The organism is Psychrobacter fjordensis, assembly GCF_904845995.1.
In the GTDB taxonomy this organism is placed as follows: domain Bacteria; phylum Pseudomonadota; class Gammaproteobacteria; order Pseudomonadales; family Moraxellaceae; genus Psychrobacter; species Psychrobacter fjordensis.
Genome location: NZ_CAJGYP010000003.1, coordinates 16333 through 32320 on the forward strand (window position 1 = coordinate 16333; position 15988 = coordinate 32320).

The following is a 15988-nucleotide window of genomic DNA, read 5'->3' on the forward strand; positions in this document are numbered from 1 at the left end:
TCATGCATACAGCCGTGTTATTCGGCGAGGGTAAATTCGATACGGCGATTACGAGTACGCCCCTCTTCATTGTCATTACTGGCGATGGGGTCTGCGTCCCCTTTACCCGTAGTGCTGAGACGTGCTGCACTGATATTTCGACCGATGAGGTATTGCTTGACCGCTTCTGCACGCTTATTTGATAACACCAAGTTCGAACTTGGGTTGCCGACATTATCCGTATGTCCAGTGATGGTCACGGGCTTATCACCGACTCGCTGTAACACGCCTGCCATATCGTCCAAAATACCAAGCCCCATGGGGGTTAGTGTGGTGCTACCTGATTCAAACTCAACGATACGATTGCCTAATGTGTCGTCGAGGAGACGTTGTTCACCCTCTACGACGACCAGTTGATTGTCCAGTTGATAGAGGTCGGTTAGACGGGTATGAATGCGATTTTGGATCGCTTGTTTTTGTTCTACGCTGCTTACTTTGCCATGTAAGCTAATGGTCGTACCATGGATGTCGATACGACCTTGGCTAATATTAGAGATGTCGCTATCGATAATAGCAGTGGCTACCTGTTGCCAATTGGTCGGTATACTAATGTTCGAGCGCACTTCGATCTCATCTCTGACCGTTTTATTAGGATATTGTGCTTTTAGTTTTTCGAGCAATTGTTGCTTGTCTGAGCTGGTAGCGACCACACCTTTGATGACGACTGGTACGTTGCGTGATAGACCATCATCTTGTGCTGCAAAGACAACCGCACTGATAGGAAATATCATCGCGGACACTAATAACAGTTTTTTGGAGTGACCAGTGAGCTTAGATGGTAATATTTTGGAGAGGACTTTCATTGAAGTGCCTTTTAATCTTTATATTATTGAGCAGTTATTAAATACAGAGGCCTGATATACAGGGTCATCAGCTAATCATGAATCATCATTGTGCCAAAAATGTTTTTTTAAACAATTGCCTAGTATCATACAGGTAGAGACTGTCTTGTAACAAGACTTTATTGAAGCGGGTCAGCCCGATATCTTCTTCAATATATCCTTGTGTCCAGTCACTATCAGCGATGACAACCCAGCCTTCAGGGTAGCTGTCCTCACTCTCCGATATTTGACTGAGTATATGCCCGTCAGGTTTCGTAAAGCTCAGTAGCAGACGATAGCAATTAGAGGCACGGTAGAGATAGGTGTTCAAATATAGCTGATGTGGTTGATAAAACCCACTGATCAAATCATGCCAAAAAGTAGCCATATGTATCGAGGCAGCTCTATCGGAAGTGAGTGACCAACAGATGGCTTTGTTCAGACCATGAAAGCCTTTCGTGAATGTCGGTAAAAATAATAATCCAGTCGCGATAATTTGCTGTATCAATTGCGACTTATCGATGTTCATCAATATGGCGATATCGTGTAGAGTCGTGGTATTGATAAAATCGTAATAGTGCGTACTGGCATTATTGTCAATCGTGAGCTGGCTATGACCGAGATATTCCATCAAGTCAGTGCTGTCTGTCTTAGACTTGGCTACGCTTATAATTTCGTAAGTCTCATCCCAAATGCTAGCAGACTTAATGGGCAAATAATTCATCCAACTCTTGGGTTTATCGATATATAGGACACCAAAACCGATCAGCGGATAGTTTCTATCACTACTGTCATGACTGGGAATCAGGACGCCAGTGATAATTTCATTGGTTCTGGTATCCACATGACTAAAGTTTAAAAAAGCCGTTTTATTGGTCGTCGTCCTGTCTACTAATCGGTCACTGAATAGTGTTTCCGAGCTTACTAGGGCTTTACTGACCCATTCGTCAATCGCGTTGGTCTCTGAGATATGAGCACGTGCCCGCACAAAGTCTCCGCGTGCAGGCAGTTTGCCAAAATATACTAAAGGTAAAAGCTCAGGAGTCATGGGGTTTGCTCCTGAGTTTCTGCTTCGGCTGAGTCATTATCTGTAGAGGTGTTAGTCGCAACAGGGGTATCAGCTTGCGCATTGCCAGTGTCATTAGCATTAGTAGTAGGCGTCAAGTTTAAGATGTTGGATGGCGTCGTAGGAGTTGTATTATTCTGCCCACCGCTTGGCGTTGTCGTGTTGGTTGTCGAGCCATTGGTAGGCGTACTATTATTGGCAGCATTGCTATCAGCAATAGGGGCTGCTGTACGCGTGACGCCCAGAGCGATAATCTCATCGGGTAACTTCATACCATTGAATGGATTGGTCGAGCGACCCTGAGTAGCATTACTGCTATTGCCACTGATGATTCTAAAGCGTACAGAGATAGTGATGCCATCACCTGACCATGCCATCTCAAAGATATCGTCGCCAAGCTCAGTACGTTTTGCACTATTGATGAGGCGTTCTACACCGAAGCTACCAGCTTCTTCAAAGACGGTAAAGTCTCTGCCATCATAATCCTTAGCTCGAATGCTCGCACCAGGTTGGCTGCTTGGGTTCGGCCATACAAAGGTCGTCCAAGCTTGGGTACCCATGCGATAGCGTAGCTGCTGACCATCAACCACAATCGTATACTCGGTCAAGCCGCTGACGGGTAGTGGCATGATTTGGAAAGTAGTTTGATTGGTAGAGCCACCATTGCCAGCAGCACCTGTCGTTCCAGCAGTATTGCTACCCGTATAGTTAGTAAAGTAACGACCAAAATCAGCGACAAATTTTGGGTTAAGGCCTAGGCCTGCACCATTCCAAATCTTACTAGAGATTTGATCACCACGGCGAATGATAAAGGGTGACAACGTCTCGTTGACGAATTTTGCCACATAACCGTCTTCACCAAAGAACTGACCAATCTCTGCGGGTGTTGCCTCTAAATTTGCATTGGCAGTAAATGGATATTTCTTTTCTAAATTATCGAGGAAAGGCTTACGTACTTGTGCTTTCCAGACTTTATTAATCTCCGCTTTAGTGGGAGTTAATAGCATATTAAATGAGCGGGTTAGTGGCTCACTTAATAACGGTCGAACGAGTTGTTTGATTTCAGAGTTGGCTTGGCTCAGTATCTGCTCGTCCAAAATCTGTAGAGATTTGGTCAACTCTGAACCGTCAGGGCTGAGAGTCTGCGAAGCAAATAACAGAGCATCAGGACCGATATCATCACTACGAGCGATATTATTAAAGCGCGTTCTAACATTACCTAAACTCGCCAAATAGTTGTCCAATAGCGACAGGTCTTGATTGTCTTCTCTTGGTGTTACCAAGGCATGTATAGAGGAGAATTCTTGAGCAATTACCCCTGACGGTGCTTGTGTTGTAGGGGTTGCTGTGTCACTGGTGCTACCATTGTTGCCTAGCGCTGCTTCTGCCTGTCGCAGCTCCGCAGGGCTTTGACGCAGTATGGTCTGCTTGAACCAATTGACAAATGAGCGCCGAGATTGGCCACCATTGGCTGCCGCTGGATTGGCCGCTTGGTTATCCCATTGTGTCTGACGATCGACGGTTTCAAACAGTGTCTTTAATGGTGACTCTGTGGGGTTAGACAGCTGATTCAACAACACAGCATGGTCATCGAATCCTTTGCTATCACGAACATATACTTGCGATAAAAACCGTTTCCATTCGCTGATGTACTCTTGCTTGTAGCGGTTGACCAAGTATTGTCGAATCTGTTCAGGACTGCCTGTTAATGTAAGGTCATTCTGACTGCTGGTTGCTAGCACCCAGTCATCTGCTACCACTCTAGTAGTGGCGGCTTTGTCTATCTCATCACTGACGAAAGAGTCCCATGCTTGCTTGGTAAAAGTACCCGAAATCACATAGCTGCCCAGTAGTGCTTCACTGTTGGTGTCTTGCGTAATTTGGGCAACGGTAACGGATGGGAAGCGGGCAGAGGAGCGCATCTTAATTTCAGAGTAGACGCGATCACGAGCAGGTTGACCTTTGCTGACTTTCGATAGATTGGTACGTGTTTTGTCTACCAATCCCAAATCATTTTGAATGAGTGGAAAGGCAGGGTCGTCGGCATGAGACAGTGTGAAACTCAAGATACGCTCAGCTTGGCGAATCATTTTGTCACGTGGCATATCTGCACGATTGGCTTCAAGCCAGTTACGCCAAAATCGTGTCATCTGATCACTCAAGTGACTGGTCTCTAAGTTGTCATGATTGCCAAGCATGAGGTAGGCTTTGAGGGCATTATAAGCGTCTTCAACATCCGTAGGATCTGACTGAATATACGCATCATTAGTCGCGGCTTCAGCGGCATCGTCCGTGGTTGAGTCCTCTGTACGTACTTCTAGCTGGTCAGTATTGCTGTTCACTTCGGTCAAAAACTGTTCTATGTTTTGTTTGGTGGGTGCCAACACGATAATGCTGATACCGTTATAATACTCTGCTAGCAGTTTGTCTTTGAGTTTGTCACCTTGATACAGACCAAATCTTAAAGACAATGGCTTGTCTTCTTCATAACCCTCAAGTTGCTCTATTCTGCTTTGTAAGATATTAAGCGACTCAAGCTGAGACTGTAGGTCGCCATTAGCGTTCTTTTGTAGTGCTGCGACTTGTTGTAAGTCAGCCACGACGCGTTCAGTAAGCTGTTTGTTGTTGGCATAAGACCACGTCCATAGACCCACTGCTGCGCACAGTGTTACGACAGCTGCTAAGGTTGCAATCGCACGGTGACTGCGTCTATTACGGTTTTTGTGCTGCTTGACCAAATGCTTGTCTTTTAAAATAACTTTTGAAAACAGGTCTTGTAAAAAATAAGGCTTGTCTGCGGCTTCTTGCTGAGCATTGAGCTGGATAGCAGGTGGACGCAAGTCGTAATTCTGCATCATTTGCAGCGTCATTTGACTGCTAACTTGTCCCTCTTGCAATGCGCTCGTAAAGTAAAACCCGCGAAGGATAGGTTTAAACTGAAAAGGGTTGTCCTCAAACAGAGCGTGCATCAGTGTTCGTATCATTGGGCGTAATGACTGAAACTCCATAGGGAATGTCATCAAGCTAGGAGATACGGTCCGCTGATGGCGTAAAGACAGTTTCGTCGTGCTCAAATCCTTTAGACCATTTACCAATATGCCAAAATGCTCTTCGAATACATCGGTCATGTTGATGTTATCTGGATCTTCAGGGTAGGGGATGGTCGCACCCCATACTTGATTACGCTCCTCTTGCTCATAGTCATTAAAGAAGTCACGAAAGCCTGAAATTAAATCCATCTTGGTAAAGACAACGTAAACCGGCGCATAGACTTCTAACTGCTCAGTCAAATCTTGAACACGGCTGCGTAAGTTTTTGGCCAAATCCAATGCATAATTTGGATCGTTTTTGGTCAATTCAGCGATACTAACAGCGATGATAATGCCGTTAATCGGTGCTTTAGGACGGTTCTTTTTGAGTAGGCTTAAAAACGACAGCCATTCTGAGCGATCTTCTTCATAAACAGAATAGCGCCCTGCAGTATCAAGTAAGATGCCTTCAGTTGAAAAGAACCAATCACAGTTACGTGTACCGCCGACCCCTTTGACAGAGAGCTTATTGGTTTGCTCCATAAATGGGAACTTTAAGCCAGAATGCAGTACGGCTGAGCTTTTACCTGCTGCTGGATTACCAATGACCATATACCAAGGCAATTCATATAATGCTGCTTTGCCCGTTTGATCACCAATTTTTGATTTGCGGATGGTTTTGATCGCATCTTGCATTTGCTGACGTAGCGCTTGTACTTCTTGGGTGTTTTCATCTTTGGCTGTAGGAGTGCCATTTTCATTGGTATCCTCACCGCCATTATCTTCTACCAAATTTGCCAGCTCATCTGAGGCTTTTTTGCGCTTCTTCCACAGATAGTAGGCAAGCGCTCCTAACACCGTAAAGGTGATTAGGACGCCAATAATAATGAAAAAGGTTTTGATAGGGACGTAGTCGTATAGCAAGACTAAGGCGACTATGATACCCAAGGCTAATAGCACTCTTGGGTTATAGATAAGATGAAAAAACCTTGAAAACATGCGTGCTACCTAGTGTGATCTTAAGATAATAAAATGAGTATTTTCAATAATAAAGCGTCACCAAAAGCTATGATTCAGACTGCTGAGAGGCATCTGCTAACCAAAGCATGGTGCAATGCTTATGTTGGGTAATCAAAAATACGCTGTCTGACTCTTGTTGGTCATTTTCGACTAAGTCTACGAATAGCGATAAGCTAATAAATGGCTTTAACCAGTGATTCAATGGCATATAATGCCCTAAATGACGTTCGTTTACTAGAGCGCCTTGCGCTATAAATGCGTCAAGAAAATTCATGTATACCGACATGTCATAAGGTTGGTTTGATGGATTAATGTCTGATATGGCCGTAATACTGAGGTCTGATAGTGCAACATTAGTTTTGGAATCAGCATCATCTGCTTTTGTTGTCGGTTTGTTGACAGTATTTAGTGCTGCCGTATTGGTCGGTGATAGTGACAGCTTATTATCGATTAATAATTTTTGGATCGTCGTTAGATGATTAAGGTAGTGGCGGTTATTACTTAGGCGATTAGAGGTGTGACCTTCCTTATCTCTATCGTTGGCTTTTGGGGTATCTATCTCAGTTAATAGAATATGGGTACTGGTATCTATATTCAGCAAATCCTGAGCCGCTTTATTAAAAAATACCAGCAGAGCGCCAGCCTCAGTAGGAATGACATTGGCCGTTTGATTGGAATACAGTTCAGAGTCCAACCACTCTTCACTAATCTGCGAATCTGCAATGAGCATCAAGCAAATGTCAGGGGCAGCTGATTGCGACAAGGAGATGATATGTCTATTGATAAACTCGGCAGGATTGGCCGTTGTTGCCTCGCTTACTCTGTCACTTGTTGCATCGGTATCGTCAGTCGCGATATTCGTAAAAGAGAGTGCGGTTTCAGGAATACCGTAGGTCGCTAACTGTTCTGTTACTACTGAGATAAGAGATGCTGAGTCAGCGCTGGCAGGCAAGCACAAATAGATAGGCAAGTTGGACAGACGGACAGTAGGAGCGGTCGCCATTGTCTCATCGCTATTGCCTTCTTTGGCACTAACTAAGTAATGCTGCTGCCATTCGGGATGAATATGGGCAGCCGAGTTGGACTGCATATTGTCTTGCTGATGATGTTGATAAAAATGTTCACCGAGTACGGACCATATCTCATCGCTCAAAGTAAGCTGCTCATGAATCAATGAGCACAAGCGCAAAGTTGTGTCATTCAATCCGGCCATACGCTCTGATCTGGATTCGTCTTCATCGGAGGTGTCAACATCCCAGTCGGCGTCTTCCAAATCCTTAGATATATACTGATATGGTAGCGATGCTGCATCGGTAAGTCTGGTAATCGGTTTTACTAGTATCGGCAGGCCATCGAAATCTGTCAGCTCATCACTTAATAGTGTCAGGTCTTCGTCGTTGTCAATAACTTCAGACCAGCTGTCTCCTTCAGGCAGGCAAACACGGCTAAATATAAATACTTGATAAGTATCGGGCTGCTTGGCACTTTCTGTTTTATTTGATATGTCATCAAGGGAGTCTGAGTTCTTGCTGGCTTGTTTATCTAGCTTTTTTTGCCACCATAGGAGTGCCATGATAGTACCAAGTAACAGTAAAGGAATGGCAACGAACCACAGTAATAAGCCAGATGAAGTCAGCTGTCGGGCATTGTCTTTGAAGTACATCCAAACCAAAATGAGATAAATGCCTAAAAACGCTCCTAAAATAAAGCGACTGTACGACAGTATTTTTTTTGCAGCCACTTATCTAAACTCCCTATTTGTTGGGTTGTTATTATCATTGTTACTATGTAGATAAACTTGCTAGGCAGTATTTTAGGGCATTCATAGACTACTTTCTACTATATTTGATGACTTTATTTTACTTATATGTCATTTGCTTATGAAGGGAGTGCGTAATCGATGGCGGTCTACTCAAACAAAAAATATCTATAAAAATAAGGTATATAAAGGGTTGTAAGTGAGAGTTTATAAGATTATCTCAATATAAAATGACTTATAAATAAAAAAGCAAACGGAAAGATAAGAAAATTAACGTAATTAAGTCAGCTTTATTTTAAACGGTGGTCATTTGTCTATATAATACTTGCGCAATACCAATAATAAACGCCTGTTTGTTTTTGTTTTCATCGCCTTAACTGTCGTTGCTGCTTCTTTATGATTTACTGGACTGTGTCTGCATTTACTATTGTCTCTATCATCATGATTATCATGCTGTTTGATAGGCAGCTGTGCGCGCGACTGTTTAATAAAGTAGCTGTTCGTTTTCAGCGATTATTCAGATTCAAAATTAAGCGCTTAGCCGTCAAATCACAAGCAAAACCATTCCGTTCTCGTATTCGGCAGCTGAGTAGCATGGCTTCGCGTATCGATGTCTCTCGTGTCCCAGTTATATCAGCACTGTCGGTATTGATTGTCATGGCAACCGCTGGTCTTTGCTATGCGCTGATTAACAATCATTCTCTGGCGGTATACCATGCGAAAGATACCGTACCCAGCACTACCAGCACACAAATCAGCCAATTACTGATAGGAGAGCGATTGCGTCCGCCACCAACGCCACCAGAAGAGCTATTCGATGAGCTTGATGCTGAGATTGCGAGTTATCAAGCCAGCAAAGCGGATGTGGACTATTGGCCGGATGCTCAGACGGACGTGAGTCAGATAGATAGACCGCTGATGATGCCTGAGCCTGACCTGTCTAACTTAAATGCGCTAGATCATAGCACTGGCTATTCAGGTGACATGTTGGCTTCGCATTTGAGTGGAGGTCATATCAACATCAAGAATGCTGACCGTAATTGGAAAAAGATGAACTCGGAATTTGTTCAACGGCTGTTGACTGTGTATAAGGTGATGAGTGATCAATATGGTTATGACATGGTGCTTTTAGAAGGGTATCGTAGCCCTGAAAGGCAAGGCAGACTGCTCAAAAAAGGAACGCATGTGACAAAAGCAGGCTCATATAAGAGCTATCATCAGTTTGGTTTAGCAGGTGATAGTGCCTTTATTAGAAATGGCAAGATTGTCATAACTGAAAAGGATCCTTGGGCGATGCGGGGCTACAAATTATATGGTAAAGTAGCCAAGTCTGCCGGACTTGTGTGGGGTGGTGACTGGCGAATGATGGATCTTGGGCATGTTGAGCTGCGTAAAAAAGGCGTACTCGGTCGGCCAGAAATGGCAGAGATTTTGACCAGTCAATAATGATAATAATATTTCAAGGTAAATTGAAAATATGGACAGATGTATGACATTGCCGACAGCGTTAATAGCCACTGCCTGTTTGTTAAGTGGCGTGCTCACAGGATGTAGCACGGACAGATTTAGTCAATCAACTGATAAAGCCTCTGAGCTGGCTGGTGAGTCTGGTATTGGTGATAAGATAAAAGACATCATTAGCAGTGACAATGATGATTTACAGAATCTAAAAGGCCAGCTAGAGAAGCAGCAGCAACAGCTAGAGACAATGCTTGCCGAGCAGCAGGCGTTGCAGCAACAGCTAAAGCGTCAGCAGGTCACATTGACGATCAAGCCATCGGCCAATGCCAATGCGGGACGCGCAAAGCAAGGTACAGCGAGTACTGCTTATATTGCGTTTTTGGAAGAAGAAAGCGAATTCACTGACATCGAATCGCTAGCAGCGAAAGAGGTCAGTGTCGTGCCCAATCGTGAGAGTAATTTGACATTGAATATTCCACAAGATGCACGCTTTATCGCAGTAAAAGTGGGATTGAGATACACCAAAAAGCGCTCACAGTTCCTTATTCCTATTACCAGTCTCAACTTTGATACTTCACTTACTCTAAATATTGGCGCATGCGATGTGAGTATCGTAGAAGGTATCAGCCCAGATCAGGCACCCACATTTACCACCAAACTTAAATATTATCAGCAGCCGCTTGTTAGCTGTTCGTAGGAGATTGTCTTGAGTAAACACAAAGTACTATGGGGCGAGGGGCTATTCTTACGACCTCAGCATTTTCAGATTCAAGACACCTATCATGACTCGCAGCGAGCATTGAGCATGATGCTGATGCATCCCTATGCTTATGGCGTATCGGATGTGCAGATTGACAAACAGCTTTTGGAAAGCAATCTATTAAGCTTTCAGAGTATTTATGCTGTACTGCCAGATGGCACAATATATCAGGCTCCTCGTACCGATGCGTTGCCAAAAGCCATTACGCTAGATACTCAAGACAATGGCGATGAAGTTTTTGTATTCTTGAGCTTAGAGATTGTCCATAGTGGTGGTAGCAATATACAGACTGACCACAGTGACAATCCCGCTCGCTATGTCAGAGGTGCTGTTGAGGCGCAGGATTTGTACAGCCAAGCCGCCGAAGCCGTTATTGATGTCGTTAAGTTATCACCTAGCTTACAGTTAAGTCATTCTGTGCAAGCGCCTAGTCAAGACACCGTGTCTCTACTGGTTGCTAAGCTAGTGCGTACGACCCAAGGTATTTATCAAGTGGACGATGATTACATCGTGCCGAGCGTACATATTACGAGTAATGCTGCGCTTGTGAGTCAGGTCTATCGTTTGATGACTATGATTAATACCAAGTCTACTTCGCTGTACGATCATCATCGTCAGTCCAACAATGACTTACTAGAATTCCGCTCTTCAGATATTGCTTCTTTTTGGTTGTTACATACGCTGAATACGGCATATTCTCAGTTGAGTCATTTATATAACAACGCTAAATTACATCCAGAGCGCCTCTATGAAGCGCTGTTGAATGTGGCCAGTCAGTTAGCAACTTTTAGCTCATTATATAAAGTAGGCGATTTGCCTGCCTATCATCATGATAATGCTAATGAGTCATTTGTGAGTATTATTCTGATCATTCGTGAGCTGCTCAATACGGTCATTGCGAGCAACTTTATATCGATTCCATTGCGTCAGAATAAGCCGTCTTACTATACTGGTGAGCTGGGCAGTGACAAGATTACGCGTGGCTCACAGCTGTATCTGTCTATTAGCTCGTCGCTACCAATGCATGAGCTCATCGATATCGTACCGCGCCGCTTTAAGATTGCGACCCCCGATTCAGTAGAGAAACGGGTCTTGTCCGCGCTTCCAGGCTCACCTGTGTCACACGTTACTCAAGTGCCTAGTGCGATACCTGTGAGACCTGGATTCAGCTACTTCACTATTGAGCCGGTAGGTGAGCTGTATGACGAGATGCTAAAGTCTGAATCTATCTGTATTTATGTGCCGAATGGCTTTGATGACTTGAAAATTGAACTGATGGCTATCGTACAGTAGTCTCTTTAATCGCTATTGTCGTTTTCAACTTTGAGTGTAGCTTTATATAAACAGGCAAAGTGCTTCTACTTAACGACTATTAATGTATATACCAATGTATCTATTAGTCTATACATTAATAGTCGTTAAGGATTTCTATTCGTCAGTGCTTTTCGTTAGTGCTTTTAAATTAGTATTCGCAAACCAGCATTTGCAAATTAGTATTCGCAAAATAATAAGCATTAGGAACAATCATGTCAGGGAATAATTCAACGGGTTCTGCGCCTTCGCTATTAGATTCAGGTGAGGTAGCCTCAAAAGTCTCAGCAACGGGCCTTGATAAACGTATCAGCAGCCAGTCGCTGGTTGATATCATGTATGACGGCTTTTATTTGGTGTTTTTACTGCGGAATCACTATTTCAGTACAGAGCCACGCAAATTTCGTCAAAAAATATATGATTTTTTAGATAAGTTCGAGATGAATGCGCGCAAAAAAGGATTTCTGTCAGAGGATATCCATGAAGCCAAGTACGCGTATTGTGCGCTGATTGATGAAACCATCATGACATCGCAAGAGCCAGAGTTTCAAACTCTAAAAGATTCTTGGGAGCTCAATCCGTTGCAATTGGATTTGTTTGGCTCACAAGTCGCTGGTAATGAGTTCTTCGACCGTCTAGATGGGCTGCGAGAGCAGGGGGAGAAGCGTCTGCCAGCCCTAGAAGTTTACCACTACGCAATGCTGCTTGGTTTTCAAGGAAAGTATCGTTTAGAAGCCCCTGAAAAAATCCGCTATCTTATCTCACGACTGGGTGATGAGATTGAACATCTACGCGGTAACAAAAACGAGTTTTCACCATTTTGGGCGATTCCTGATCAGATCAAACATACGCTTACGAGCGAAACGCCATTATGGATTATTTTGGCGGTGATGGCGGTATTATTGACAGTGATATTTGCAACTATGTGGCAATTTACCAATAGTTTCTCTAACGAGCAGCTGTCCGCCTATGATAATGTGATTCAAGAGAACAAAGAGCAGGCTCATATTTCGATTTTCTTACCTTAATGACAGTTATGCTGTGGTAAGTATGTAGAAGCTCTGAATTGATTCTACGAGCAGACAGCAATATAAGAAGGGCATTAGTATGGTTACTATTTTATATAGCGACTATTACTAATGCCCTTTTTTGTGCGCATAGTATCTATTATTTGATCTGTATTGTCCGTCTTGCATATATAGATTAAGAAAATAACAGCCATAAAAAAACCCTCATCAAATTGATGAGGGTTTTGGCAAATGCCATAATCGAATTAATAATAATTCAAAAAATTTACTACTAAAATGTGGCTCTCCAACCTGGGCTCGAACCAGGGACACACGGATTAACAGTCCGTTGCTCTACCAACTGAGCTATTGGAGAATAGGTTGCAAGTATTAAATACGCTTACAACGAGCTTAGAAAGTCTCTAACGAGTTCTTGCTAAGTGGGGCGTATTCTAGCAAAGATAAAAAATACGTCAAGCTTTTTTTGCATAATTTTCAAAGTTTATTCTTTTAAGTAGGTAATAAGGCATTTTTCGAGGTTGTTTCCCAAAGATTAGTCATTGATAGGCGAATAAAAAAGATGCCACATACTTTCTATGTGGCATCTTCTCTAAGCGCTATTTTAATCTATCAATATATTTCTGAACTTATCGCCTTTGAAATTTATTCAGCAACGTCTAAATCTGCAACTGCTTGCTCGATACGTGACAAGGCATCTTTTAGTGTGGCTTCATCAGTGGCGTAAGAGATACGCATGTAACCGCCAAGGCCGAATGCATCACCAGGTACGACTGCCACGCCAACTTTATCTAACAACCATGCTGAGAACTCTGTGCATGATGACAGACCTGCAGCTTTGATTAGCGGTACGATATTTGGATATACATAGAATGCGCCATCAGGACGCAGGCAAGTAATACCTTTAATGGCATTTAGGCCATTCACGACCAAGTCACAGCGCTGTTCAAAGGCCGCTACCATTGGTTCTAGTACGCTTTGGTCGCCACTGATAGCCGCTTCGGCAGCAACTTGGCTGATAGAAGCTGGGCATGAGGTAGATTGTGATTGTACCTTTTTCATGGCACCGATTAATTTAGCAGAGCCGCCAGCATAACCAATACGCCAACCTGTCATGGCATACGCTTTCGAGACGCCGTTCAAGATGATGGCACGCTCTTTCAGCTCAGGTGCAGCATTCAAAATATTGTAGAACTTATCACCTGTCCAGCGGATATGCTCGTACATATCATCTGAGGCTACATAGACTTGTGGATGTTTTTTCAAGACTTCAGCAATGGCTTTTAGCTCATCTAACGTATAAATCATACCCGTTGGGTTAGATGGGCTATTCAATACCAACATTTTGGTTTTATCAGTGATGGCTGCTTCTAACTGGTCGGCAGTGATTTTGAAGTCTTGCTCAGCAGGACATTTGACAATGACGGGTACGCCTTCTGCGATGATGACCATGTCAGGATAGCTGACCCAGTAAGGCGCAGGAATGATAACTTCGTCACCTGGATTAATAAAGGCTTGGGCAAGGTTAAAGAATGATTGCTTACCACCGGCCGATACTAGTATTTCGTTTGGCTCATAGCTGATGTCGTTGTCACGCTTAAACTTTTCAATAATGGCTTTTTTCAGCTCTGGCGTGCCATCAACAGCAGTGTACTTGGTAAAGCCATTATTAATGGCGTCAATCGCTGCTTTTTTGATGTGCTCTGGTGTATCAAAGTCAGGTTCGCCAGCGCCTAAGCCGATAATATCTTTGCCCGCAGCTTTCATCTCTTTGGCTTTATTGGTAATGGCCATAGTCGGTGACGGTTTGATGTTGTTGACGCGGTTAGACAATTGTATCTCGCTCATGAGGTATCCTTTTTGTATTAGAGTAGAGTGGGTGAACAGCTGATATTGATTGTATAACGTGCTCCATGCAACCAGTACATGATATTAACCCTAGTTTATCCAGCTCAAACATTTATCTCCGTTTCTAATGAGATAAGCTTTAATTTGAAAATTATAATATTTAGCGTATAAATCCGCTGAAGTATTGAATTGATGCTGCTTATAATTTTCATATCCATGTGTAGTTCCTATTATTGGAACAATATTTTCATCGCTAACGCACCCTCGCTTTATTTCGGGAGTGTAGGGACCACCACTGTAAGTGGCATAAACGTGTAAATCACCCTTCGAAATTGCTTTCAGAGCATCAGCTGTAGGATCCGCACTGTATAGATAATCCAAACTGAATGGTTGTTCTACTTCACTGCTACAAGCCACTGCTAAGCAAAAAAATAAAAGTGGTATAAGTGATCTAAATAATTGTCTCATGATAGTATTTTGATGGACTATTGATAGTTGTAGGCGTGTCGAATATGAGGTGGTTTTTTAAGCCGTTGAGACTATAAATAATACTGAATAATAAATGTGCTTTGATTGTAATATTGTAGCATCTAGGTATTTTGCTGTCCCAAGGCGCCAAGACGTATATTCAACTTAATCAACATTCAATCGATAGTTATATACATGAGCTAACAATGACTAAATTTTGCAAAATAGCTGTTTAGCAGTTCTATGTTATTCACACTATATTGTCTGCGCTGTTTTTCTCTATTAACTAACATCTATCGAACTTTCACCAATCTTTTATAGAATAAGAGAGACGTTTTAATAATAGGAATTAATGTCATTATTCATAGCGTTATCATTGGCTAGATAAACCGAGTGTATTTGTACTTCTATGCTCATTTTAATTGCGAAGACACAACAATAAACCTGTATCGACACACTATAATTATTTAGATTTCTTAAATAAAATAGGCATTAGCTTAATGAAATGCGATTAATGTTATATAGCAGAAAACAATAACAACTGAGTATGTAACATCTGGTTAAGCATCGACTTATACATTATAAAAGAAATAATAAAGGATACTGACAATGACTAACTCTCCCAAGAAACAACATATTCTCATTACTGGCGCAACGTCAGGTATCGGCAACCAATTAGCCAAAGATTATTTGTTAGACGACCATCATGTCTATGCTGTTGGTCGTGATGATGCAGCATTGGCTGAGCTAAAATCATTGGGGGCTGAGACCATTGATTTAGACCTGATGGATCGAGAAAAAGTAATAGAAGCTTTTGATAAAATAGATGTGGTTGACTTGGCGATTTGCGGTGCTGGCATGTGTGAATATCTAGATATGCCAAACTTTGATAGTGCTTCATTTATGAAAGTGATGTCCGTCAATATGGGTACATTATCGCACGCTATTGAAGGCGTTTTACCTAAGTTAATTGCTTCAAAAGGTCGCTTGGTTGGTATTGGTTCAGCGTCCGCTTATGTGCCTTTTTCCCGTGCCGAGGCTTATGGCAGCTCAAAGGCGGCCATTCATTATTTAATGAAGACTCTACAGATTAGTCTTGCACCGCATGATGTATCGGTCAGCTTGGTAGTTCCTGGATTTGTAGAAACACCAATGACCAAACAAAATGATTTTCCGATGCCGTTTATCCAGACGCCAGAGCAGGCAAGTCAAGCCATCCGCGACGGCATAGCGAGCGGGCATGATGTGATTGAATTCCCGAAGAAGCTAACCTTGCCATTGAAGGCGTTAGGTACATTGCCAGATTTAGTGTGGCAGCAAGTCAGTGGAAAGCTTAATAAAAAATAACTGATACTAGGGCGTGTCTTCAATTCACTCTTCA

Annotated in this window: 10 protein-coding genes and 1 tRNA gene; 5 read left to right on the plus strand and 6 right to left on the minus strand. The window is 42.8% G+C overall.

Annotated features, from left to right (window positions below; translation table 11 throughout):
* Positions 1 to 17: 17 nt before the first annotated feature.
* The 4 genes from JMW61_RS13820 to JMW61_RS13835 form a co-directional block, all read right to left on the minus strand.
* Positions 18 to 842, minus strand: coding sequence for an OmpA family protein (locus JMW61_RS13820; protein WP_201551982.1), 825 nt, complete (start codon positions 840 to 842; stop codon positions 18 to 20).
* Between the two features lie 85 nt (positions 843 to 927).
* On the minus strand, positions 928 to 1908 hold the full coding sequence (gene tagF, locus JMW61_RS13825) for a type VI secretion system-associated protein TagF (RefSeq protein WP_201551983.1): 981 nt from the start codon (positions 1906 to 1908) through the stop codon (positions 928 to 930).
* Positions 1905 to 5954: a type VI secretion system membrane subunit TssM gene (gene tssM / locus JMW61_RS13830; RefSeq protein ID WP_201551984.1), complete on the minus strand. Its 4050-nt coding sequence runs from the start codon at positions 5952 to 5954 to the stop codon at positions 1905 to 1907. The genes tagF and tssM overlap by 4 nt, the downstream gene beginning before the upstream one ends.
* 67 nt (positions 5955 to 6021) lie before the next feature.
* On the minus strand, positions 6022 to 7716 hold the full coding sequence (locus JMW61_RS13835) for a hypothetical protein (RefSeq protein WP_201551985.1): 1695 nt from the start codon (positions 7714 to 7716) through the stop codon (positions 6022 to 6024).
* Between the two features lie 429 nt (positions 7717 to 8145).
* Between JMW61_RS13835 and JMW61_RS13840 the strand changes: the two genes are divergently transcribed.
* The 4 genes from JMW61_RS13840 to icmH all read left to right on the plus strand — a co-directional run bounded on the left by JMW61_RS13840 (position 8146) and on the right by icmH (position 12294).
* Complete coding sequence (locus JMW61_RS13840; protein WP_227687499.1) at positions 8146 to 9180, plus strand: M15 family metallopeptidase; 1035 nt, start codon at positions 8146 to 8148, stop codon at positions 9178 to 9180.
* Between the two features lie 43 nt (positions 9181 to 9223).
* Complete coding sequence (locus JMW61_RS13845) at positions 9224 to 9892, plus strand: hypothetical protein (protein ID WP_201551986.1); 669 nt, start codon at positions 9224 to 9226, stop codon at positions 9890 to 9892.
* A gap of 9 nt (positions 9893 to 9901) precedes the next feature.
* The gene (gene tssK, locus JMW61_RS13850; RefSeq protein ID WP_201551987.1) at positions 9902 to 11248 is read left to right on the plus strand and encodes a type VI secretion system baseplate subunit TssK; all 1347 of its coding nucleotides are present in this window, start codon (positions 9902 to 9904) and stop codon (positions 11246 to 11248) included.
* A 233-nt stretch (positions 11249 to 11481) separates the two neighbouring features.
* Positions 11482 to 12294, plus strand: a complete 813-nt coding sequence (icmH, locus tag JMW61_RS13855; protein ID WP_110922442.1) for a type IVB secretion system protein IcmH/DotU — start codon at positions 11482 to 11484, stop codon at positions 12292 to 12294.
* 279 nt (positions 12295 to 12573) lie between these two features.
* On the opposite strand, the gene JMW61_RS13860 is transcribed toward icmH, so the two are convergent.
* Together JMW61_RS13860 and JMW61_RS13865 are read right to left on the minus strand one after the other, a co-directional pair.
* Positions 12574 to 12649, minus strand: a tRNA-Asn gene (locus JMW61_RS13860).
* Between the two features lie 287 nt (positions 12650 to 12936).
* Positions 12937 to 14139 (minus strand): pyridoxal phosphate-dependent aminotransferase, encoded by a 1203-nt coding sequence (locus tag JMW61_RS13865; RefSeq protein ID WP_201551988.1) that lies wholly within the window; start codon positions 14137 to 14139, stop codon positions 12937 to 12939.
* 1077 nt (positions 14140 to 15216) lie between these two features.
* Here JMW61_RS13865 and JMW61_RS13870 point away from each other — a divergent pair.
* Positions 15217 to 15954 carry an SDR family NAD(P)-dependent oxidoreductase gene (locus JMW61_RS13870; protein WP_201551989.1) on the plus strand — a complete coding sequence of 246 codons (738 nt, stop codon included), beginning with the start codon at positions 15217 to 15219 and terminating at the stop codon, positions 15952 to 15954.
* The last annotated feature ends 34 nt before the right edge of the window (positions 15955 to 15988 follow it).

Bases quoted from the DNA above. Each gene is read 5' to 3' on its own strand.
- JMW61_RS13870 (WP_201551989.1), top strand. From the start codon at position 15,217: ATGACTAACTCTCCCAAGAAACAACATATTCTCATTACTGGCGCAACG.
- tssM (WP_201551984.1), bottom strand. From the start codon at position 5,954: ATGTTTTCAAGGTTTTTTCATCTTATCTATAACCCAAGAGTGCTATTA.
- JMW61_RS13820 (WP_201551982.1), bottom strand. From the start codon at position 842: ATGAAAGTCCTCTCCAAAATATTACCATCTAAGCTCACTGGTCACTCC.
- JMW61_RS13865 (WP_201551988.1), bottom strand. From the start codon at position 14,139: ATGAGCGAGATACAATTGTCTAACCGCGTCAACAACATCAAACCGTCA.
- JMW61_RS13845 (WP_201551986.1), top strand. From the start codon at position 9,224: ATGACATTGCCGACAGCGTTAATAGCCACTGCCTGTTTGTTAAGTGGC.
- tagF (WP_201551983.1), bottom strand. From the start codon at position 1,908: ATGACTCCTGAGCTTTTACCTTTAGTATATTTTGGCAAACTGCCTGCA.
- icmH (WP_110922442.1), top strand. From the start codon at position 11,482: ATGTCAGGGAATAATTCAACGGGTTCTGCGCCTTCGCTATTAGATTCA.